The sequence below is a fragment of the Pseudomonas sp. G34 genome, assembly GCF_031119625.1.
Classification (GTDB): domain Bacteria; phylum Pseudomonadota; class Gammaproteobacteria; order Pseudomonadales; family Pseudomonadaceae; genus Aquipseudomonas.
The window spans coordinates 209,368-230,046 of the sequence record NZ_JAVHZV010000030.1 but is presented as its reverse complement, the minus strand read 5'-3'; the positions used below and the strand labels follow the sequence as shown (position 1 = coordinate 230,046).

At 66.4% G+C, this 20,679-nt stretch carries 19 protein-coding genes; 2 read left to right on the top strand and 17 right to left on the bottom strand.

Features of this window, described 5'->3' with window-relative positions; translation table 11 throughout:
- Nucleotides 1-6: 6 nt before the first annotated feature.
- The 14 genes from QYS36_RS22595 to QYS36_RS22530 form a co-directional block, all read right to left on the bottom strand.
- Nucleotides 7-1,251 (bottom strand): NAD(P)/FAD-dependent oxidoreductase, encoded by a 1,245-nt coding sequence (locus QYS36_RS22595; protein WP_308841609.1) that lies wholly within the window; start codon nucleotides 1,249-1,251, stop codon nucleotides 7-9.
- Nucleotides 1,238-2,386, bottom strand: coding sequence for a sodium:proton antiporter (locus QYS36_RS22590; protein WP_308841608.1), 1,149 nt, complete (start codon nucleotides 2,384-2,386; stop codon nucleotides 1,238-1,240). Before QYS36_RS22590 ends, QYS36_RS22595 begins: the two co-directional genes overlap by 14 nt.
- Nucleotides 2,383-4,716 carry an MMPL family transporter gene (locus tag QYS36_RS22585; RefSeq protein ID WP_308841607.1) on the bottom strand — a complete coding sequence of 778 codons (2,334 nt, stop codon included), beginning with the start codon at nucleotides 4,714-4,716 and terminating at the stop codon, nucleotides 2,383-2,385. The genes QYS36_RS22590 and QYS36_RS22585 overlap by 4 nt, the downstream gene beginning before the upstream one ends.
- Nucleotides 4,706-5,314, bottom strand: coding sequence for an outer membrane lipoprotein carrier protein LolA (locus QYS36_RS22580; protein WP_308841606.1), 609 nt, complete (start codon nucleotides 5,312-5,314; stop codon nucleotides 4,706-4,708). Before QYS36_RS22580 ends, QYS36_RS22585 begins: the two co-directional genes overlap by 11 nt.
- A complete protein-coding gene (locus QYS36_RS22575; protein WP_308841605.1) occupies nucleotides 5,311-5,736 on the bottom strand; it encodes an acyl-CoA thioesterase in 426 nt (141 codons plus the stop codon). Before QYS36_RS22575 ends, QYS36_RS22580 begins: the two co-directional genes overlap by 4 nt.
- 101 nt (nucleotides 5,737-5,837) lie before the next feature.
- A complete protein-coding gene (locus QYS36_RS22570; RefSeq protein ID WP_308841604.1) occupies nucleotides 5,838-7,379 on the bottom strand; it encodes an aromatic amino acid ammonia-lyase in 1,542 nt (513 codons plus the stop codon).
- Entirely contained in the window at nucleotides 7,360-8,295 is a 936-nt protein-coding gene (locus QYS36_RS22565; protein WP_308841603.1) for a glycosyl transferase, read from the bottom strand. Before QYS36_RS22565 ends, QYS36_RS22570 begins: the two co-directional genes overlap by 20 nt.
- The gene (locus tag QYS36_RS22560; protein WP_308841602.1) at nucleotides 8,295-9,038 is read right to left on the bottom strand and encodes a glycosyltransferase family 2 protein; all 744 of its coding nucleotides are present in this window, start codon (nucleotides 9,036-9,038) and stop codon (nucleotides 8,295-8,297) included. Before QYS36_RS22560 ends, QYS36_RS22565 begins: the two co-directional genes overlap by 1 nt.
- Nucleotides 9,035-10,693, bottom strand: coding sequence for an AMP-binding protein (locus QYS36_RS22555; protein WP_308841601.1), 1,659 nt, complete (start codon nucleotides 10,691-10,693; stop codon nucleotides 9,035-9,037). Before QYS36_RS22555 ends, QYS36_RS22560 begins: the two co-directional genes overlap by 4 nt.
- The gene (locus tag QYS36_RS22550; protein ID WP_192422645.1) at nucleotides 10,690-11,235 is read right to left on the bottom strand and encodes a hypothetical protein; all 546 of its coding nucleotides are present in this window, start codon (nucleotides 11,233-11,235) and stop codon (nucleotides 10,690-10,692) included. The genes QYS36_RS22555 and QYS36_RS22550 overlap by 4 nt, the downstream gene beginning before the upstream one ends.
- Nucleotides 11,232-11,489: an acyl carrier protein gene (locus QYS36_RS22545; RefSeq protein WP_192422646.1), complete on the bottom strand. Its 258-nt coding sequence runs from the start codon at nucleotides 11,487-11,489 to the stop codon at nucleotides 11,232-11,234. Before QYS36_RS22545 ends, QYS36_RS22550 begins: the two co-directional genes overlap by 4 nt.
- An 11-nt stretch (nucleotides 11,490-11,500) precedes the next feature.
- Nucleotides 11,501-11,761 carry a phosphopantetheine-binding protein gene (locus QYS36_RS22540; RefSeq protein ID WP_073262758.1) on the bottom strand — a complete coding sequence of 87 codons (261 nt, stop codon included), beginning with the start codon at nucleotides 11,759-11,761 and terminating at the stop codon, nucleotides 11,501-11,503.
- Nucleotides 11,742-12,551, bottom strand: coding sequence for a 1-acyl-sn-glycerol-3-phosphate acyltransferase (locus QYS36_RS22535; RefSeq protein ID WP_192422647.1), 810 nt, complete (start codon nucleotides 12,549-12,551; stop codon nucleotides 11,742-11,744). Before QYS36_RS22535 ends, QYS36_RS22540 begins: the two co-directional genes overlap by 20 nt.
- Complete coding sequence (locus QYS36_RS22530; protein ID WP_308841600.1) at nucleotides 12,524-13,237, bottom strand: beta-ketoacyl synthase chain length factor; 714 nt, start codon at nucleotides 13,235-13,237, stop codon at nucleotides 12,524-12,526. The genes QYS36_RS22535 and QYS36_RS22530 overlap by 28 nt, the downstream gene beginning before the upstream one ends.
- Before the next feature lie 235 nt (nucleotides 13,238-13,472).
- Between QYS36_RS22530 and QYS36_RS22525 the strand changes: the two genes are divergently transcribed.
- Nucleotides 13,473-14,243, top strand: coding sequence for a ParA family protein (locus tag QYS36_RS22525; protein ID WP_308841599.1), 771 nt, complete (start codon nucleotides 13,473-13,475; stop codon nucleotides 14,241-14,243).
- A gap of 86 nt (nucleotides 14,244-14,329) precedes the next feature.
- Here the strand turns inward: QYS36_RS22525 and trxC are convergent, their stop codons facing one another.
- Nucleotides 14,330-14,764 carry a thioredoxin TrxC gene (trxC, locus tag QYS36_RS22520; RefSeq protein WP_308841598.1) on the bottom strand — a complete coding sequence of 145 codons (435 nt, stop codon included), beginning with the start codon at nucleotides 14,762-14,764 and terminating at the stop codon, nucleotides 14,330-14,332.
- A gap of 165 nt (nucleotides 14,765-14,929) precedes the next feature.
- Between trxC and QYS36_RS22515 the strand changes: the two genes are divergently transcribed.
- Complete coding sequence (locus tag QYS36_RS22515) at nucleotides 14,930-16,384, top strand: alpha/beta hydrolase (RefSeq protein WP_308841597.1); 1,455 nt, start codon at nucleotides 14,930-14,932, stop codon at nucleotides 16,382-16,384.
- Nucleotides 16,385-16,503: 119 nt separating this feature from the next.
- On the opposite strand, the gene QYS36_RS22510 is transcribed toward QYS36_RS22515, so the two are convergent.
- Both QYS36_RS22510 and QYS36_RS22505 read right to left on the bottom strand, forming a co-directional pair.
- Nucleotides 16,504-18,243, bottom strand: coding sequence for a BCCT family transporter (locus QYS36_RS22510; RefSeq protein WP_308841596.1), 1,740 nt, complete (start codon nucleotides 18,241-18,243; stop codon nucleotides 16,504-16,506).
- Nucleotides 18,244-18,462: 219 nt separating this feature from the next.
- On the bottom strand, nucleotides 18,463-20,664 hold the full coding sequence (locus tag QYS36_RS22505; protein WP_308841595.1) for an OsmC domain/YcaO domain-containing protein: 2,202 nt from the start codon (nucleotides 20,662-20,664) through the stop codon (nucleotides 18,463-18,465).
- Nucleotides 20,665-20,679 lie beyond the last annotated feature (15 nt).

Below are 20,679 nucleotides of genomic sequence, written 5' to 3'. Positions count from 1 at the left end.
GCGTTCTCAGGCACTGGCGCACAACTCCGCGAGCACCCGCAGACGGCGACGCGGCTCGGCCACGTACGGGTTGCGCTGGTCCCAGGCGTAGCCGGCGAGGATCGAGCTGATCATGGCGCGGATCTCGGGCGATGCCTTGGGGTAGTAGATGACGTCCTGGAAGCTGCCGTCGTACCAGCCTTCCACATACACACGGAAGGTGTCGACGCCGCGTTTGAGCGGGATGGCGAAGTCCTGCTCCCAGTCCACGGCCTCGCCGCTCAGCTGGCGATGCAGCAGGTTGGCGGCCATGCTCGCCGAGCGCATGGCGATGGTCACGCCGGAGCTGAACACCGGGTCAAGGAACTCGGCGGCGTTGCCCAGCAGGGCGAAACCCTTGCCGTGCAGCGCCTTGACGTTGGCCGAGTAGCCCTTGATTTCGTTCACCGGGGTGTCCCACACGGCGTTGCCCAGCACCTTGCCCAGGCTCGGGGTTTCGGCGACGAACTGCTTGAGCGCGGCGTCCTTGTCATCGGGGTAGCCGTCGAAGCGCTCGGCCAGGCCGACCACGCCGAGGGAGCAGCGGCCGTTGCTGAACGGAATGGTCCAGAACCACACATCGCGCAGGGTCGGGTGGGTGGTGATGAGGATCTTCTCGCGGTCGAAGGCCGGGTGATCGATGCGGTCTTCGATATGGGTGAACAGCGCCTTGCGCATCGGCAGGTTGGACGGCAGTTCGAGGTCGAGCAGGCGCGGCAGCAGGCGGCCATAGCCGCTGGCGTCGAGCACGAAGGTGCAGCTCACCTGGTATTCGTGGCCATCGGCGAGGCGGCGTACCGATAGCAGCGGCCGCTCGCCGCTGAAGTCCACGGTATGGATTTCCTCTTCATAGCGGATGGTCACGCCCTGGCGCTCGGCGTCGTCGGCCAGCACCTTGTCGAAGGTGGCGCGCTGCACCTGGAAGGTCGAGCCGAAGCTCTTGGTGAAGGTCTCGCGGAAGTCGAAGTCGGTGTAGCGATCACCCCAGGCAAAGGCCGCGCCGTGCTTGGTCTGGAAGCCCGCCGCGCGCACGGCGTCCATCATTCCGGCTTCTTCGACGAAGTCCAGGCAATGCGACAGCAGACTCTCGCCGATCGAGAAGCGCGGGAAGCGCTGGCGCTCGAGAATCAGCACGTCATGGCCCTTGCGCTTGAGCAGGGCGGCGGCGATGGCGCCCGAAGGGCCGGCACCGACCACGACGATCTGCTGCTGTTGGACTTCAGGAGACTTCATAGCGGCTCTTTGCCTCGAGTTGGGTTGGTCTGCGCAGGGTCGCCGGCAGCAGGGTGCACAGCAGGCCCATGAGCATCAGGGCGAAATACAGGTGGGGGCTGATGACCTGCTGGTGCAGCAGCAGGTTGAGAAAGACGATTTCGGTCAGGCCGCGGGTATTGAGCAGGATGCTCTCGCGCCATTTGCTCTGGCCCAGCCTCAGACCACCGGCCGCCCACGACAGCCCCAGCCAGCTGCCGGCCAGCTTGCTGATCGCCGGCAAGGCCAGCAGCGCGATGAACTGCGTGGCGGTAAAGCCGAAGTCGGTGGCCAGGCCGTGCCAGTCGATCTGCAGCAGGCCGTAGGCGAGGATCAGCGGCACGGCGAGCCAGGTCTGCAGGGCCGTGAAGGCTTGCGCCGGCAACGGCAAGCGCAATGGCAGACGCAGGCCGGCAGCCAACAGCAGGTAGACGATACCGAATACCAGCACGTTGTAGCCCAGTTGCTGGAGGAGCAGCAGCAGGCCAAGGAACAGGCTGCCATTGAGCACCGCGTGGCGCAGGCCGAGCAGACGCAGCAGCAGCGGGCTGGCCGCTGCCAGCAGCGGCCACAGCAGGCTGCTCGGGTCGCGGCTGCCCTGGGCGAGGGCGAAGATCGACCAGCACAACAGGTCCATGACAATCGCCGCCTGCATCAGCGTGCGGGTGCGCGCGGCGGGGTAGCCGAGATCCTGCAGGTACAGATACAGCACCGGAATCGCCGTCAGGGCGAACAGCAGGCCGATGGCGATGGCCGTCAGGCTGCCCAGCGGTGGCAGCAGCCACAGCGCACAGGCCAGGCCGCAGAAGAACGGCACGAAGAAGCTCGGCAGGGCGATCTTCAGGCTTGCCGCCTGCAGATCGAGGTCGATCACGTCGCTGAGAATATGCGCCAGCAGCAGGCTGAAGGCGATACCGTACGCCGGCTTGAGCCAGCCGGGCGCGAGCAGTTGTTCGGCGCCGACGCCCAGCGGCGTGCTCCAGTACAGCAGCACGGGCAGGGCAAAGGTGCCGAGCAGCAACTGGCTGACGATGGCGATCAGGCCCAGGCGTTTGCCGAACCAGGTGGCCAGGGCGAACAGGCCGATCAGGCCGAGCCAGCACAGGGCGATCGTCATCCCTTCACCTCGTGCTGTTGCGTGCCGGCCCACGGCGAGAGCAGGAAGCAGAACATCAGGCCGAGGCTGATCGCCAGGCCGAAGTTGGCGATGGCCGGGGTCTGGCTGAGCAGCAACAGGCCGAACGACAGCCAGCTGGAGATGGCCGACAGCAGCGTGCCGAGCAGGCTGACCGCCGGGCCACCGATGTTCTCGCGCATCAGGATGGCGTAATCGACGCCGATGGCGGTGATCAGCAGCAGGCCGAACAGGCTGAACAGGGTCAGCGGCTGGCCCAGCCAACCGAGGCAGGCCAGCGCCGCGAGGGCGGCCAGCAGTGGCAGGCAGACCACCCGCAGGGCGCCGCCGATGCCGAACGGGATGCACAGCAGCAGCACGATGGCCAGGCAGGAGATCAGCTTGAGCTCCGCAGCGCTGATCTGGGTGGCCGCGAACAGGCGGTTCAGCTCGCCGAGACGGTCGACCAGTTGCACGCCTTCGAGGCCCTCGGCTGCGCCTTGCAGCACGCTGCTGTCGGTCTGGCCCTGCAGGCTGACCACCGCGGCAACGCCGTTGTCGTCACGGCCCAGCCACAATGCCCGCCAGGGCTCGGCCAGCGGGCTGGCGAGCGCCTGTTCCAGGTCTGGCTGCGGCTGCTCCAGCAGTTGCTGCAGTTCGGCCTGCAGCGCTTGTGCCGGGATGCCGAGGTCGAGCAGCGCCTGCCAGTGGCCCGGCAGGTCAGCCAGGGCGCTACGCAGCGCCTGCAAGTCGGCGGCCGGGGTGGCCAGTTGGTTCAGCGACAGGTAACTGCGCAGCTGTGCGGTTTTCACCAGTGCATCGAGCCGCGTACCGAGGGCTTGCTGGCGTTGCAGCAGTTGCGCCTGATCGGCAGCCCGCACCAGGAAGAACTGGCTGGTGGGCTGCTGCCCGGTCAGCTCGACGATCCGCTGCGACTGGGCGAACAGCGCCGGATCCTTGCCCAGCCACTGGCGCAGGTCGTTCTGGCTGTGCAATTGCCCGATACCGGCGGCGCAGAACGCCAGGAACAGCGCCAGCAGCCAGTAGGTACCGTGGCCCTGACGCAGGCGCCCGTGCCAGCTCATGGCTCGGGTCGCCACGGCCAGCAGGCGCGGCGCCGGGTGCAGCTGCATGCCATTGAGCCAGGCAGGCAGCAGGCACACCGAACACAGGTACGCGCCGATCAGCCCGGCGGCAGAGAACGCGGCGATCTGGGTCAGTGCCGGGAACGGCGTGAAGGCCAGGGCCAGGTAGCCCATCAGATTGGTGCCCAGGCTCAGGGTCAGGCCCGGCAGGGTACTGCGCAGCGCGCTCCAGCTGCGCCACTCGGCGTGGCCCCAGCTCTTGCTCAGGTAATGCAGCGGGTAGTCGGCCGCCACACCGATCAGGCTGGCGCCGAGCACCAGGGTCAGGGCGTTGATCTGCCCGAAGATCAGCACGCAGGCGGCGCACCCGGCCACCAGTGCCACGCCGATGGGCAGCAGGCTGAGCAGTACCCTTGGGCGGCGGAAGCCGATCAGCAACAGCAGCAGGGTGCCGAGGCTGGCCGCGCCGCCGATCAGCGTCATCTCGCTCATCGCCTTGTTCTGGCCGGCCGCCGCATACAGCGCGCCGCCAGTGGCGAGCAATTGGCCGCCAGCGGCTTCGCTGGCACTACGGGCGGCCTCGATGCGCTGGGCGACAGCCAATGGCGCCTGCATGTCGAAGGCGTCGCCACGGCTGCGCAGGTGCAGCACGGCCCAGGTCATGCCGGGCTCGTTGACCAGCAGCGTGCCACTGGCCAGATCCGGCTGCACCCGGCCGCCGAAGTTCAGCGCTTGCTGAGCGCGGGCGCCCAGGCCGAACCAGTCCTGTTCCGGCGGCAGCAGGCTGAACGAGGCGAAGGGCTCGAACAGCCCGGCAGCGCGTTGCTCGATGAACGCGTCCGGCTGCTCGATCAGCAACTGGCGATCAGCGGCGGGTAGCATGTTCAGGCGACTGTCGCGCAGGTGCTGGCGCAGGGCGTCGAGGTCGCTGTCGAGCTGCCAGCGCACCTGTTCGAAGTCGCCGCTGTCGCGCCATTGCTGGCCGAAGCTGGCGGCCAGGGCGACCGCGCGTTCGCGCTGCGGGTGGCCGACCAGTACCAGCACATCACGCTGGATCGGCTCCTGCATGCGCGCTTCGGCCTGTTGCAGGCGCGCATCGCCGGCGCCGCTGGGCAGCAGGGCGAGCATGCTCGCCGCTACCGGCGGGCCGTTGCGCCATTGCCAGGCGGTCAGCGCCAGCAGCGCCAACAGCAGCACGGCGAACAGCCGCGGCAGGCGGCGTTCGAGCAGGGCGTGCTCAGTGCGCAAAATCGCTGCGCTCCTCGTCGCTCAAGGCCTCGCCAGCACGGCTCGCGGGCATGCGCAGCAGGGTGCGGTCGCCCTGGGTTTCATGCAGTTCGATACGCTCGACCCGTTCGCCGCCGCTGATCTCGATACGGCTGAACACCTGCTTGAGCAGCAGCGAGGTCGGCGTCAGCGCCAGCGTCCAGGCCTTGGCGTCGCCGCTCAGCTGCAGCTCGAAATCCCGCGCCAGGCCGCTGTGGTTGCCCTTGAGCACGTCGAGAAACAGCTTGCTCTGCTGGGCCGCGACATCACGCCCCGGCTGCATTTGCCAGCCAGCGGCGGTGCGCTTGGCGATGCCGTTGGCGTCGATGCGGTAATCCTGCTGGAGCGGTTTTTCCAGCTTCCACAGCAGGCCGGCGTCGGCGGCCAGCACGAAGGTGCCGCTGCTGGTCAGCGGTTTGGGCAGGGCCCGCAGGTGCTTTTCCTGGATGAACGGGCCGCGCACCACCGGGTGCTGCGACAGCTGCTGACTCAGTTGGTCGAGGGTAAGGGGCTCGGCCTGGCTGCTCAACGCCGTGAGCAGCAGGCCGATCAACAGGGTGAAGCGTGCCAGGGCGTTCATCCGATCACCCGCTGCACGGCATCGATGAATACCTTGGGCGAGGCCAGCTGCATCTCGCGGCTGGCGATGTCCACCGCCACCTGCACGCTGCTGCCACGGGTCATGCGCTCGCCGGTGGCGGTATCGCTGATCAGGTAATGGATCTTCAGGCGGTTTTCCCACTCCACCAGATCGGCGCACACGGTAATGCGCTGGCCGAAGGTGGCGCCACGGATATAGCGCAGTTGCAGGTCGATCACCGGCCAGGCGTAGCCGCTGTCGCGCATCTGCGGGTAACCGTGGTCGAGGCGGTCGAGCAGGGCACAACGGGCCTGCTCGAAGTATTTGACGTAGTGGCCGTGCCAGACGATTTCCATCATGTCGACGTCGAAGAACGGCACGAGGATCTCCACCTCGGCCTGCAGAACGCCTTTAGCGCGCATGGGTGATGAGCTCCCCTGTCATGGCATTGGATGTGGGAGCGCGCCATGCGCGCGATTCGCGGGCATGGCCCGCTCCCACAGGTTCGCCGGCCCGGAGCGAATTACACATACAGGCTCCAGTGCTGGGCGCGGATGCGTTGCAGGCACAGGCGCAGTTCGCCTTCCAGGGCGCGATCCTCGATCAGCGGCGGGAAGTCTTCGCCCAGTTGCCCGTGCATCTCGGCCAGGGCCGCCGGCAGCACGGTGGTTTCGGTGCGCTGGCGCAGCCACACGCCCTGGTTGGCGGCCAGCAAGGTGGCGGCGGCGACCTGCTCGGCCAGCTCCAGGCTGCGCAGGGCGTCGCGGGCGGCGATGGTGCCCATGCTCACCTTGTCCTGGTTGTGGCACTCGGTGGAGCGTGAGAACACGCTGGCCGGCAGGGTGTTCTTCAGGGCTTCGGCGGTCCAGGCGCTGGCGCCGATCTGCACGGCCTTGAAGCCGTGGTTGATCATCGCGGTCTCTACCGGCGCACCGGACAGGTTGCTCGGCAGGCCGTGGTTGTAGCGGGTGTCGACCAGCAGGGCGAGCTGGCGGTCGAGCAGGTCGGCGAGGTTGCCGATCAGGTTCTTCAGGCTGTCCATGGCGAAGGCGATATGCCCGCCGTAGAAGTGCCCGCCGTGCAGCACGCGCTCTTCATCCGGGTCGATCAGCGGGTTGTCGTTGGCGCTGTTCAGCTCGGTTTCGATGAACTGGCGCAGCAGCCCCAGGCTATCGGCCAATACGCCCAGCACGTGCGGCGCACAGCGGATCGAGTAGCGATCCTGCAGGCGATGCAGCGGCGCGGTCGGCGCGTCGATGGCCAGGTCCTGGCGAATCCACGCGGCGACCTGGTTCTGCCCCGGGTGCGGCTTGGCGGCGAACAGGCGCTCGTCGAAGTGCTCCGGGTTGCCCTGCAGGGCGATCACGTTGAGCGCGGTGATGCGCGTGGCCAGCTTGAGCAGGTAGTCGGCGCGGGCATAGGCCTGGCAGGCCAGGGCGGTCATCACCGCGGTGCCGTTCATCAGCGCCAGGGCTTCCTTGGGGCGCAGCACCAGGGGCGTCCAGCCCAGTTCGGCGTGCACCTCTGCGGCGCTGCGGCGCTCGCCTCGATACATCACTTCACGCTCGCCACACAGGGTCGCGGCGATGTAGGAGAGCGGTGTCAGGTCGCCGCTGGCGCCTACCGAGCCTTCTTCCGGGATCAGCGGCAGCACGTCATGTTCGATGAAGGCCTGCAGGCGCTCCAGCAGTTCCAGGCGCACCCCGGACATGCCCTGGCACAGCGACTGCAAACGCGCCGCCAGCACCGCGCGAGTAGATTGCTCGTCGAGCAGCTTGCCCAGGCCGCAGCCATGGAAGGTATACAGATGACGCGGCAGTGCCTCGACCTGATGCAGCGGCACGGCCACTACGCAGGAGTCGCCATAGCCGGTGGTGATGCCGTAGATCATGCCTTCACGGTCGAGCAGGCGGTCGACGAAGCGTGCGCCACGGCCGATTCGCTCACGCCACTCGGCGCTGTTGTCCAGCGCGCCGCGCGCGGTGCGCTGGGCCAGGCTGACGATTTGCTCGAGGCGCAGCGGCTGCGCGCCGAAGGTCACGGTTTCAGGCTGCTGTGTTGTCATGGTCGTTCCAGAACGGATAGAAGTTGAACCACTGCCGCGGGGCTTGCAGGCAGCGTTGGGCCAGGTGGTCGGCGTAACGTTGTGCCCAGCCCTGAATCACCGCGTCGCGCTCGCTGCGCTTCCACTGCACGGCATCGGTGAAGGGTTGCAGCATGACCTGGTAGCGGCCGTCGATCTTCAGGCAGTCGATCAGGTTGACCGGGCACTGCAGCAGCCCGGCGAGCAGCCAGGGGCCTTGCGGCAGGGGCGCCGAGTGGCCGAGAAAGTCGACGTTGACGGTGCGCTCGCCGTGCAGCGGCACGCGGTCGCCGGCAATCGCCAGCCATTCGCCACGCTCGAGGTGATCGGCCAGGCGCATCATCACCGCCGGGTCCAGCTCGCTGACCTGGATCAGCCGCAGGTTGTTGGCGCCGCTTTCCTTGAGCAGGCGGTTGAACTGCTCGGCGTGGCGGGTGTGCACCAGCACGTTCATGCGCACCTCGGCGCTCAGTTCGGCCAGGGCGCGGCACACTTCCAGATTGCCGAGGTGGGCGCCGACCAGCATTTGCCCGCGGCTGCCGCTCATCTGCCCGTGCAGGCCGTGGGGGTCGATCAGTTCGACGTCGCTCAGGTTGAGGCGGCCGCTCCACACATCGAGCTTGTCGAGCAGGCTGTCGGCGAAGGCCATGAACTGGGCGAACACCGAGCGCCGGGTGGGGCGCAGCTCGGGGCGCGCGCTCCAGCTCGCCAGGTGGCGCTGGTACTGGTGGATGCTGCGCCGCGCCTTGGCACCGAACAGGAAGAAGTAGCCGACGATCAGGTACAGCAACGGGCTCAGCGCCCGGCGGCCCAAGTGGCGAGCGGCCAGGGCGGTGAATTTCATCAGGGCGAAGCTGCCGCGCTCGCGCTGGCCGGCCCAGTGGCGGGAACGCTCCATCAACGCCACCGCCGGTACAGCAGCCACGGCGCGCGGCAGAGCATGCCGAAGAACAACCGGGTGTGCATTTTCGAGATCAGCAGGTTGTCCTGCCAGAGGCGGAAGTGCGAGACGCCGTCCTCGGGGTAGTGCACGCGGGTCGGCAGCCAGCGCATCGGCTGCTGCCGCCAGGACAGGCGCACGAGGATCTCCGAGTCGAAGTCCATGCGTTTGCCGAGCCGTGCCGAGTCGATCAGCGCCACGCTGGCAGCCAGCGGGTAGACCCGGAAACCGCACATGGAGTCGCGGATCTCGAGCGACAGGCTGTTGATCCATACCCACACGTGGGTCAGGTAGCGCGCGTACAGGCGGCCCTTGGGTACGCTGGCGTCGTACTGCGGGTAGCCGCAGACGATCGCCTCGGGGTGGGCGCGGGATTCGTCGAGAAAGGCGCGTACCGCCTGCAGGTCGTGCTGGCCGTCGGCGTCCACCTGCAGGGCATGGGTGAAGCCCAGGCGCTGCGCTTCACGCAGGCCGGCCATCACCGCACCGCCCTTGCCCTGATTCTCGGCCAGGCGCAGCAGGTGGGTATCGGCCTCGCTGGCGAGCCGGTCGATCACCGCGGCGCAACTGGCGCCGGAGGCGTCGTCGACCAGCACGCACGGCAGGCCGGCAGCCAGCAAGGCGGCGACCACGCCGGGCAGCGGCCCTTCGTGGTTGTACACCGGGATCAGCGCGCAGGGGCGATGCGCCACGTCACTCATGGCGCCGCCTTGAGCAGGATGCGCCCGGACGAGCAATTGGCCTCGCCGCTGCGGAAGGTGAAGTACAGCTTGTTGCGTTCGGCATCGAAACGCAGGGTCAGCTGCAGGCGGTCGCCGGGGCGTACCAACTGCTGGAACTTGAGCACTTCCATGCCACCGAACAGCGGCGGCAGGTCTTTGATCAGGGCGCGCGCCAGTTGTTGTGCCCAGTCGATCTGCACCACGCCGGGCAGCACCGGGGTGCCGGGAAAATGCCCGCTGAAGTGCGCCAGATCCAGCGGCACGTCGAGCTCCAGGTGCCATTCGCCGTTGTCTTCGCGGGCGCTGGCCGGCTCCACCCGGGTCGGCCTGGCGGCGGCCAGCAGCTCGTTGATCTGGGCCTGGCCCAGCTTGCCCTGGCTGCTGTACGGCAGGTGCGCGAGCAGGCGCCAGCGGCGCGGCAGGGCGATGGCCTCGCAGTGGCCGGCCAGGTGCCCGCGCAGGCCGTCGATCAAGTGGCGGCGGCCCTGGTTGCGCAGCACGTGCAGGCCTGCCGGCGACAGCGCGACCAGCGCGCCGAGAAAGGCGCGGCCCTGCTGCAGCACGCCCAGGCGCGCCTCGCTCACCCACTCGTGCAAGGCCAGGGCCTGTTCGAGCAGCGGCAGGGAAATGCGTTTTTCTTCCAGTTTGACGATGCGATCCAGGCGCGCACCAAGGGTGAAGCGGCCATTGGCGTCGATCTGCACGGCATCGGCCATCTGCTCCCAGTGCCCGGCTGGCAGGTAGGGCGAGCGCAGCCGCAGGGCACCCTCTTCGTTGCGGTCGAGTTGCACATCGGCAAAGGGCTGCCAGTGCTCGCCACCTTCACGCCAGCCAATGCCGCCGGTTTCCGAACTGCCGTAGATCTCCGTCGGCCACTGGCCCAGGCGCTGCTGCACCGAGGCGGCGGCTTCGGCCGGCAGCGCACCGCCGGAGGAAAACACCTGGCGCACGCGGCTCAGTGCCGCCCAGTCGAGGTTGTCGCCCATGCGCTTGAGCAACGCCGGGCTGGTGATCCAGGCAAAGCTCGGGTGCGGCAGGCTGGCCAACTGCAGGTCTTCGGGGAACGGCTGCGCCTTGGGCAGGAACACGCGGCCGGCGCACAGCGGCCAGAGCACGCGGAACAGCAGGCCGTAGATATGCTGGGCGGCCACGCTGCCGATGATCCGCGCGTCACCAAGGCGTTCGCCCCACAGGTTTTCCAGCGCCTGCACTTCGTTGGCCAGTTGACCGAGGTGCTTGTCGATCAGCTTGGGCTCGCCGCTGGAGCCGGAGGTGCACAGGGTCAGCCGGCAGCCTTCACGCTCCAGCCGCTTGGCGGGCAGTGGCGCGGCGGCCATCGAAGCATCGAGCCGCTCGACCCACAGGTCGACCTGGGCACCCAGGCGCTGGCGGGTCTGCGGCTGCGCATCGGCGGGCAGCAACACCTGGATGTCGGCCTGCCAGGCGGCGAGCAGGGCGATGGCCAGCTCGGCGGCATCCTCCAGGTGCAGGGCGATGCGCCGTACGCCGGCCGCCTGCCAGTAGCCGGCCAGGCTCAGGGCGCGCTGGCAGAGCTCGGCGTGGTTCAGTTCTGGCGTGACCTGGCGGCCGGCATCGGGCTCCAGCAGCAGGTCTTCGAGGTTCAGCCAGCTCATGCGGTTCTCCTTACACGTTGACGCACCAGCCATTCGCCGGCGAATAGCAGGCCCATCAGGAGGTAGGAAATCAGCCCGGTATACAGTGCCCACCAGGACAGCGGCGCCCATAGGTTAAGCGCCACTACCAGCAGGCCGTTGGCGAGCATGAACACGGCCCACACTTCGGTGACCCGGCGGGTGTAGCGCACCGCCACCGGCGGCAGTTCGGGCTCGCGCAGGCGGGCCAGGCGTTCGGCCATCGGCATGCCGATCTTCAGGCTGCTGGCGAACAGCAGGCCGAGCAGCAGGCTGACCAGCACCGGGTACCAGCGCAGCAGTGCCGGCTCGTCGGCCAGCACCAGCAGCAGGCAGAACACCAGCACGGCGCCTGTCATGCGCCGGCTGTTGCGGTCACGCGGGTTGCTCAGCAGGCGGGCCAGCCACAGGCCGCCGAGCAGGGCGGCGAACAGCGACGGCGACAGGTGGCCCGCGCCGAAGTACACGGCGAATGGGTAGGCCACGCTGACCAGTGCGACCAGCAGGCCGAACAGACGGCTCATGCCGGGTCCGCGTTGACCATCTGGTACACCGCTTCGACCACGTCGCCGACAGTGCGCACCGTTTTGAAGGCTTCGGCGGCAATCTTCTTGCCGGTCTGGCGCTTGATGTGGTCGATCAGGTCGACGGCGTCGATGCTGTCGATTTCCAGGTCTTCGTAGAGGTTGGCGTCCAGGCTGATGCGCTCGGGGCTCAGTTCGAACAGCTCCACCAGGGCGTCGCGCAAGGTGGCGAAGATTTCCTCACGGGTTTGCATGGTCATCGTCCTCAGGCTGCCTGACGGCTGGCAACGAAGGCAGCGAGGCTGGCGACGTTGGCAAAATGGGTGCGGGTGTCCTTGGCTTCGGCGTCGATCTTGATGCCGAAACGTTTCTGGATCGCCAGGCCGAGCTCCAGGGCATCGACCGAATCCAGGCCCAGGCCTTCGCCGAACAGGGTCAGGTCGTCGTCGATATCCTGTGGGGTAACGTCCTCGAGGCCTAGGGAGTCGATGATCAGGTTTTTGATCTCAAGCTGTAGAGCGCTCATCTTTGGCGAGCTCCTGTATGAAATGCTGATGCAGATGATCGTTGAGTTTGCGCGACGCGACCGGCGCCGCGCCCATGGCCAGGAATTGCGCCGGGTCGATGTCTTCGCCGACGCGCAGGCGGATGTGGAAGCGCCGCGCGGGAATGCGGTACCAGGGCTCGGCCTTGGTCAGGGTGGTTGGTGAGACGCTGATCACCACCGGGGTGATCACCCGGGCGCCACGCAGGGCAATGGCCGCCGCGCCGCGGTGGAACGCCGGCGGCTGGCCGGGCGTGGTGCGCGTGCCTTCCGGGAATATCACCAGGGTCTGGCCCTGCTGCAGCGCGCCGGCGGCCTCGTCGAGCATGTCCATGCTACCGCTGTTGCTGATATAGCCCGCCGACCGGATCGGCCCGCGCATGCAGGGGTTGTCCCACAGGCTCTGCTTGACCACGCAATTGGTGTCGCGGGTAAAGGCGATGGTCACCACCACATCGATCAGCGACGGGTGGTTGGCGATGATCATCTGCCCGGGGCGGCCGAGGCGTTCGGCGCCTTCGACCTCATAGGTGAGCACGCCGCTGCGGTACATGAATTCGACGAAGCTGCGAAAGGTCAGGCTGACCACGCGCCGGGCGCGGCGCTGATGGTCGGCAGCGGTGCCCGGCAGCAGCGACAGCACCGGGAACACCAGGATGCGCAGCAGAACGCCGCCGATACCGAACAGCGTGAAGCTGGCCGCCGTGGCGATCAGCCGCCACCAGTAGGGCGGGCTGTAGCGCTTCACGGGCTTTTGCGTGACCAGGTCCATTGGCGCTCTTTCCAGGTGTGTTGAAGGGAGGTGCCGCTGAGGCCCAGGCACTGGATCAGGCTCAGTGGATGCGGCCAGGCAGCTCGCGGGCCCTGGGCATGCTGCAGGGCCAGGCTCCAGTCATCGCCGGGCGTCAGCAGCAGGGCCAGCGCATAGGGGAACGGCACGTCGTCGATGAACGGTGCATAGGGCTGCGGCTGGGCTTCCTCGCCAATCACCAGCAGCACGGCCGGTGCGCCCTCGGCGAGAAAGGTCAGGGCTTCGAGCATGGCCATTTCCAGGCCATCGGCTTCGCCGGCCAGGGCCGTCATCTCGCTGGTATCGCCACGCATGATCGACCACTGGCCGATGATCGCATTGTGCACAGAAAGGCTGAACTGTGTCGGCGAAAGCGGTTCTTTAACTGCAAGATCCTTGAGGATGGCCAGGTTGCGCGGGGTTTCGCCATGCCGCGAAACGAACACCAGGGGCATTGCCGGGCGCCCTTCGGCCAACGGCCAGGCGACCTGGAACACCATGCGCGCCAGCCGGCTCAGGCGCCGCCGCTGCAGGGCGGGGAGAAAGCTCACATCCGGCTGCTCACCGCCATCGGGCAGGCGTTCGGGTGCCTTGCTCCAGGCGAGCCAGTCATCCGTACTGTCCAGGCCGGGAGCCCAGGCACGCCATTGATCGATCCTGAAATGCATTTCTAGATGAAACTCTGCTTGGCCCGCCGGGCATTTCCTTGTCTGTACGACTGTCCTGTGCGACAAGAGCCTTGTCGATGGGAAGCGATGTTGCACGCGGCATTATCCGGGTGATAACAAGGGCTCGCAAACATTAAGTAGCGATTTTCTGATGGGTGACCCGTTTCGCTTGGTTCTCGCGACTGTCATCAGGTTTTGCCTAGTATCAATGTACTAGTTGAATACGGAGGTTTGGATGAGGCGGGTGATTTTCAATCAGAAGGGCGGGGTGGGCAAATCCAGCATTGCCTGCAATCTGGCAGCGGTCAGCGCGTCGCAAGGGTACCGAACGCTGCTGGTCGATCTCGATGCCCAGGCCAATTCGTCCCATTACCTGACCGGGCTGACGGGCGACGACATTCCCATGGGCATCGCCGATTTCTTCAAGCAGACGCTGTCCAGCGGGCCGGTTTCCAAGAAGGGCAAGGTGGATATCTACGAAACGCCCTTCGACAACCTTCACGTGATCACCGCCACGGCGGAGTTGGCCGACCTGCAGCCCAAGCTGGAGCAGAAGCACAAGATCAACAAGCTGCGCAAACTGCTCGAAGAGCTCTCCGAGGATTACGAGCAGATCTACCTCGATACCCCGCCAGCCCTGAATTTCTACACGGTTTCCGCATTGATCGCCGCTGATCGCGTGCTGATCCCCTTCGATTGCGACACCTTCTCGCGCAACGCGCTGTACGGCCTGCTGCGTGAGATCGAGGAGCTGAAGGAGGATCACAACGAAGCGCTGCAGGTCGAGGGCATCGTGGTCAACCAGTTCCAGCCCCGCGCCTCGCTGCCGCAGCAGTTGCTCGACGAGCTGGTCGCCGAGGGCCTGCCGGTGCTGCCGGTCAACCTGATGAGCTCGGTGAAGATGCGCGAATCGCACCAGGCCTGCATGCCGCTGATCTACCTCGACCCGCGACACAAGCTGACCCAGCAGTACGTGGAGTTGCACGACCTGCTGCAGCGCGGCTGATCGCTGCGGCAGCCACAACCGCGGTGTATCGCCGCGCCCAGCCCCGGGCGGGTATCGCGCATGCGGGCGCCACCAACCCGGGTTCCTCAGACACCCTGGGCGTTCAGCCAGGCCAGCAGCTGCGGCAAGGGTAGCGCGCCGCTTTGCCGGGCGACTTCCTGGCCGCTGCGAAACAGGATCAGGCTGGGGATCGAACGGATGCCCAGTTGCGCCGACAGCTGCTGGTTGGCCTCGCTGTCCAGCTTGCCCAGCCGGCAGCGGCTGCGCAGCTCGCCCGCCGCCTGGGCAAAGGTCGGCGCGAAGCTGCGACAGGGGCCACACCAGGCGGCCCAGACATCGACCAGCAACGGCAGGTCACCCTTGAGCTGGCGGGCGAAGTTGCCCTGGTCGAGGTCGAACGGCGTACCCGGCAGCACCTCGGCCTTGCAATGGCCACAGCGCGGCGCCTCGCCCAGGCGTGCGCCGGGAATGCGGTTGAGGCTGCTGCAGCGGGGGCAGGGGATGATCGCTGAATCGCTCATGACGGGCTCCGAACAGAAGAGTATCGCTGCGAAGCCTATGGGCTGTGGCGCGCCATCGCAAGGCGCGGGCACTAGCGGGCGTTTCTTGCATGGCGGAGGGCACCAGCGCTTTTCCCAGGCGGACGTTATGATGGGCCGTTTGCGATGGTCCGGGAGGGGGCGAGCATGAAAGCGGTAGGGAAATGGATGCGCCTGGGCTGCTTGGTGGTGGCGGTGATCGCACTGACCTTTTTCGCCCTGCGCATCTACGACGCCCATAACAAGCCGGATCTTGGCCCCTGGCACACCTTCGTGCCCCGGGAGCTGAGCGCCGACGAGCTCGACGCCGCCAACTGGCAGGATTACCTGCTCGCCGAGCAGGCGCTGTTCGCGGCGCTGCCCGGCAAGGTCTATCAGCGCCTGGACGATGCCGAGCGCGTGGCGGACAACCGCTATTTCGCCGACAGCCCGCTCAACGCCTCGCGCTTCGAATGGGACTGGAACCGTTCCTACATGCTCGAACCCGAGGGCCGGCCGAAAGGCGCCGCCGTGATGCTGCACGGCCTGACCGACTCGCCCTACAGCCTGCGGCATATCGCCAGGCTGTATCGCGATGCCGGTTTCGTGGTGATCGGCCTGCGCTTGCCCGGGCATGGCACCACGCCTGGCGCGTTGACCAGCGTAACCTGGCAGCACTGGCTGGCCGCCACCCGCCTGGCGGTGCGCGAGGCTCGGCGGCTGATCGAGCCGGGTGATGAGCTGCAATTGGTCGGCTATTCCGCCGGTGGCGGCCTGGCGCTCAAATATGCGTTGGATGCCCTGGGCAACGATCAGTTGGCCCGGCCGACGCGCCTGACCCTGCTCTCGCCGATGATCGGCGTGGCCGGTTACGCCCGCTTCGCCGGCCTGGCCGGGTTGCCGGCGGTGTTCCCGGCGTTCGCCAAGGCGGCCTGGCTGGACGTGCTGCCCGAGTACAACCCGTTCAAGTACAGCTCCTTCCCGCTCAATGCGGCGCGCCAGTCGTACCTGTTCACCAGCGCCCTGCAGGAGCAGATCGCCCTGCTCGACGAGCGCGGTGCGCTGGACGAGCTGGCACCGGTGCTGACCTTCCAGTCGCTGGTCGATTACACCGTCAGCACCCCGGCGGTGGTCGACGCGCTGTACGGCCATCTGCCGGCCAATGGCAGCGAGCTGGTGCTGTTCGACCTCAACCGCTTCGTCGATTTCGGGCCGCTGCTCGGCGCCCACGCCAAGTCGCCAGGTGACCTGCTACCCGCGGCGCCACGGCGCTACCGCACCACGCTGATCGGCAATGTCTCACCGCAAAGCCTGGCTGCCGCGGCGCGCATCACCGAGGCGGGCGCCACCGAAGAGCAGCTCACGCCCATCGGCCTGGGGTTCCCGCCCGAGGTGTTCTCGCTGTCCCATGTCGCCCTGCCATTTCCGCTGAGCGATTCACTGTATGGCTTGCAGCCTGACGAGCCGGAAGATTACGGCGTGCACCTCGGCGCTCTGTCCATTCGCGGTGAGCGTGGCGTGCTGCTGGTGAGCATGGAGGCGCTGCAGCGGGTGACCTCGAACCCCTTCTACCCCTACATGATTGAGCGGCTGCGCGAGCATGGCGGGTTGCGGGGGGAGTAGCTGATTGAGGGAGGAATGCGCCCTCCCTGTGGGAGCGCGACGTGCGCGCGATTTTTTCGCGGGCATGGACTAGGCGTCCCCGCCCGCTCCCACAGATGAAGCAGTGCCCTCAGGAACCATCAGGCACTCGGCTGCCCTTCAGTCGTACTGCCCTTGTCCTTCTTCTCCTTGACCACGAAGTAGAACTCCTCGCCGTGCTTCACCGCGCCGTAGAGCACCGCTTTCTCGATCAGCTCGCTGCCGCGCAGGTCGCGCAGCATCACCGGGTCCTTGCGCAGGTCGCGGTACAGGGCGATGCAAAGCAGGGCCATGACCACCACGAAGGGTAGCGCTACCACGATGGTCAGGTTCTGCAGGCCGGTGAGTGCAGCGCCTGGATCGCGTGGGTCGCCGATGGCCAGCATGATCGCCGCCACCGCACCGGTCAGCGCGCCCCAGAAGATCATGGTGCCTCGCGATGGCTCGGTGGTGCCGTGTTCTGACAGCGTGCCCATCACCAGCGATGCCGCGTCGGCGCCGGAAACGAAGAAGATGCCCACCAGGATCATCACCAGCACCGAGCTGATGGAGGTGAACGGGTAGCTTTCCAGCAGTTCGTAGAGGGCGAGGTTGCTGTCCACCGCACCGTTGTTCAGGGTGAACACGCCCTCGCGCATGGCGTCGATGCCGGCGGCGCCGAAGATCACGAACCACACCAGGCTGACCAGGCTCGGCACCAGCAGCACGCCGGTGACGAACTGGCGGATGGTGCGGCCGCGGCTGATACGGGCGATGAACATGCCGACGAAGGGCGTCCAGGAAATCCACCAGGCCCAGTAGAACACCGTCCAGCTGGATAGCCAGTTGTCCATGCTTTCGTCGCCGCTGGCATTGGTGCGCGCCATCATTTCCGGCAGCAGGTTGATGTAGTCGCCCAGGGTGGTCGGCAGCAGGTTGAGCATCAGCAGGGTCGGGCCGACGACGAACACGAAGGCGGCCAGCAGCAGGGCCAGCAACATGTTGATGTTGGAGAGCCACTGGATGCCCTTGTCGATGCCCGACACTGCCGAGGCCACGAAGGCGATGGTCAGCACGCTGATCAGGCCGATATAGAACAGCTTGCCGGGCTGTTCGACCCAGCCATTGTGCTCCAGGCCGCCGGCGATCTGCAGGGCGCCCAGACCCAGCGAGGCGGCCGAGCCGAACAGCGTGGCGAAGATCGCCATCATGTCGATGGCACGGCCGACCGGGCCGTTGGCGTGTTCGCCGATCAGTGGCCGGAAGGCGGCGGAAATCAGCTGCGAGCGGCCGCGGCGGAAGGTGCCGTAGGCGATCGCCAGGCCGACGATGGCGTACATCGCCCAGGGGTGCAGGCTCCAGTGGAACAGCGTGGTCGCCATGGCGATCTGCATGGCGCCGTTGCTCTGCGCCTCGGCAGTGCCCGGCGGCGGGCTCACGTAATGCGACAGCGGCTCGGCCACACCGAAGAACATCAGGCCGATACCCATGCCGGCGCTGAACATCATGGCAATCCATGACGTGGTGCGAAATTCCGGTGCTTCGCCATCCTTGCCCAGGGGGATCTTGCCGTAGCGGCTGGCCGCCAGCCACAGCACGAAAATCACCACGATCGTCGAGGTGAGCACGAAGAACCAGCCAAAGTTGACGATCACCCAGGCCTGCGCCGTGGCGGCGCTGCTCGCCAGACCTACTTGGTTGAGAAAGCCCCAGGCCACGAAGGCCAGGGCCAGCAGGCTGGTGAAACCGAACACGACCCAGTCCAGCTTGCCTTCCAGATGCCGGTCGCGCCGGGCCTCTTCGGTCTGAGACGGGTCGGTGATACCAAGCTCAGGTGTTTCCAGATTGCCTTGCGTTGCCATGGCTGCTGAGTGCCCTCTATGGGTTCTTGTTGGTCTGCTTACGCAAGTTGGGGCCTACCCTGGCTTGTCGCGTTTGCACGGTGCACCACCGATGATGCGTACCCGGCACTCGATTTCTCTGTCTGGTAACGCCCCGCGCCGTTCTCGTAGCGACCTTTCAAGGCCGCAAAAACGCAGAAAGCACCCGAAAGTGCTTTCTCGTTGACGCCTCTGGTTGGGTTATCGGCCGACAAGACCTGCCGCTTTGGCGCGGGCGGCGTGCAGTTTCCGGTAGCTGTCGATCAGGCGCAGGTGCTTGTCCAGGCCTTCCAGTTTCATGCTGGTGGGCGTCAGGCCAAAGAAGCGCACGCTGCCGTGCACCGAGCCGACCACCGCGTCCATGCGCTCGTTGCCGAACATGCGCCGCAGGTTGTGCTCGAAGTTGGCCAGCTCCAGTTCGTCGTCCAGCTGGATCTCCAGCACGGCATTGACCGCCTGGTAGAACAGGCCGCGTTCGACGGTGTTGTCGTTGTACTGCAGGAAGGCCTCGACCAGCTCCTTGGCATCGTCGTACTTCTTCAGCGCCAGGTTGATCAACAGCTTCAGCTCGAGGATGGTCAACTGGCCCCACACCGTGTTGTCGTCGAACTCGATGCCGATCAGCGTGCTGATGTCGGTGTAGTCGTCGACCTCGGCGTTGTTCAGGTTGCGCAGCAGCGACTTGAGTTCGCGGTCGCTCAGGGCGTGCAGGTTGAGGATGTCCTTGCGAAACAGCAGCGCCTTGTTGGTGTTGTCCCAGATCAGGTCCTCGACCGGGTAGATCTCCGAGTAGCCCGGCACCAGGATACGGCAGGCGTTGGCGCCGAGATCATCATAGGTGGCCACGTAGACTTCCTTGCCCATGCCCTCGAGGATGCCGAACAGGGTCGCGGCTTCCTGCTCGTTGGAGTCGCTGCCCTCGCCGGAGAAGTCCCACTCGACGAACTCGAAGTCCGGCGTGGCGCCGAAGAAGCGCCAGGACACCACGCCGCTGGAGTCGATGAAGTGCTCGACGAAGTTGTTCGGCTCGGTCAGCGCCAGGCTGTCGAAGGTCGGCTGCGGCAGGTCGTTGAGGCCCTCGAAGCTGCGGCCCTGCAGCAGTTCGGTCAGGCTGCGCTCCAGCGCCACCTCCAGGCTCGGGTGCGCGCCGAAGGACGCGAACACGCCGCCGGTGCGCGGGTTCATCAGGGTCACGCACATCACCGGGAATTCACCGCCCAGGGAGGCGTCCTTGACCAGCACCGGAAAGCCCTGCTCCTCCAGGCCCTGGATACCGGCGACGATGCCCGGGTACTTGGCCAGCACCTCTTGCGGCACGTCCGGCAGGCACAGCTCGCCTTCGAGGATTTCGCGTTTCACCGCCCGCTCGAAGATCTCTGACAGGCACTGCACCTGGGCTTCAGCCAGGGTGTTGCCGGCGCTCATGCCGTTGGAGAGGTACAGGTTCTCGATCAGGTTGGACGGGAAATACACCGTCTCGCCGTCGCTGCGGCGCACGAACGGCAGCGAACAGATGCCGCGCAGGGTGTTGCCGGAATTGGTGTCGTACAGGTGCGAGCCGCGCAGTTCGCCATCCGGGTTGTAGATGGCCAGGCAATGCTCGTCGAGGATCTCTTCGGGCAGCGCATCCTTCGGCCCCGGCTTGAACCAGCGCTCGTTGGGATAATGGACGAACGCGGCATTGGCGATGTCCTCGCCCCAGAACTGGTCGTTGTAGAAGAAGTTGCAGTTCAGCCGCTCGATGAACTCGCCCAGCGCCGAGGCCAGCGCGCTTTCCTTGGTCGCACCCTTGCCGTTGGTGAAGCACAGGTTCGACTGCGCGTCGCGGATATGCAGCGACCAGACGTTGGGCACGATGTTGCGCCAGGAGGCGATCTCGATCTTCATCCCGAGATCCGCGAGGATGGCCGACATGTTGGCGATGGTCTGCTCCAGCGGCAGGTCCTTGCCCGGGATGTAGGTGGTGGTAGCGGACACCGGCATCAGCAGCGCCTGGGCGTCGGCGTCGAGGCTTTCCACCTCCTCGATGATGAACTCGGGGCCCTGTTGCACCACCTTCTTCACCGTGCAGCGGTCGATGGAGCGCAGAATCCCCAAGCGATCCTTCTCGGAAATGTCCGCCGGCAGCTCGACCTGGATCTTGAAGATTTGCGCGTAGCGGTTCTCCGGGTCGACGATGTTGTTCTGCGACAGGCGAATGTTCTCGGTGGGGATGTCGCGGGTCTGGCAGTACAGCTTGACGAAGTACGCCGCGCACAAGGCCGAGGAGGCCAGGAAATAGTCGAACGGCCCCGGCGCCGAGCCATCGCCCTTGTAGCGGATCGGCTGATCGGCGATCACCGTGAAGTCGTCGAACTTGGCTTCGAGGCGAAGGTTGTCGAGAAAATTGACCTTGATTTCCATGGGGCGGCACCGGCA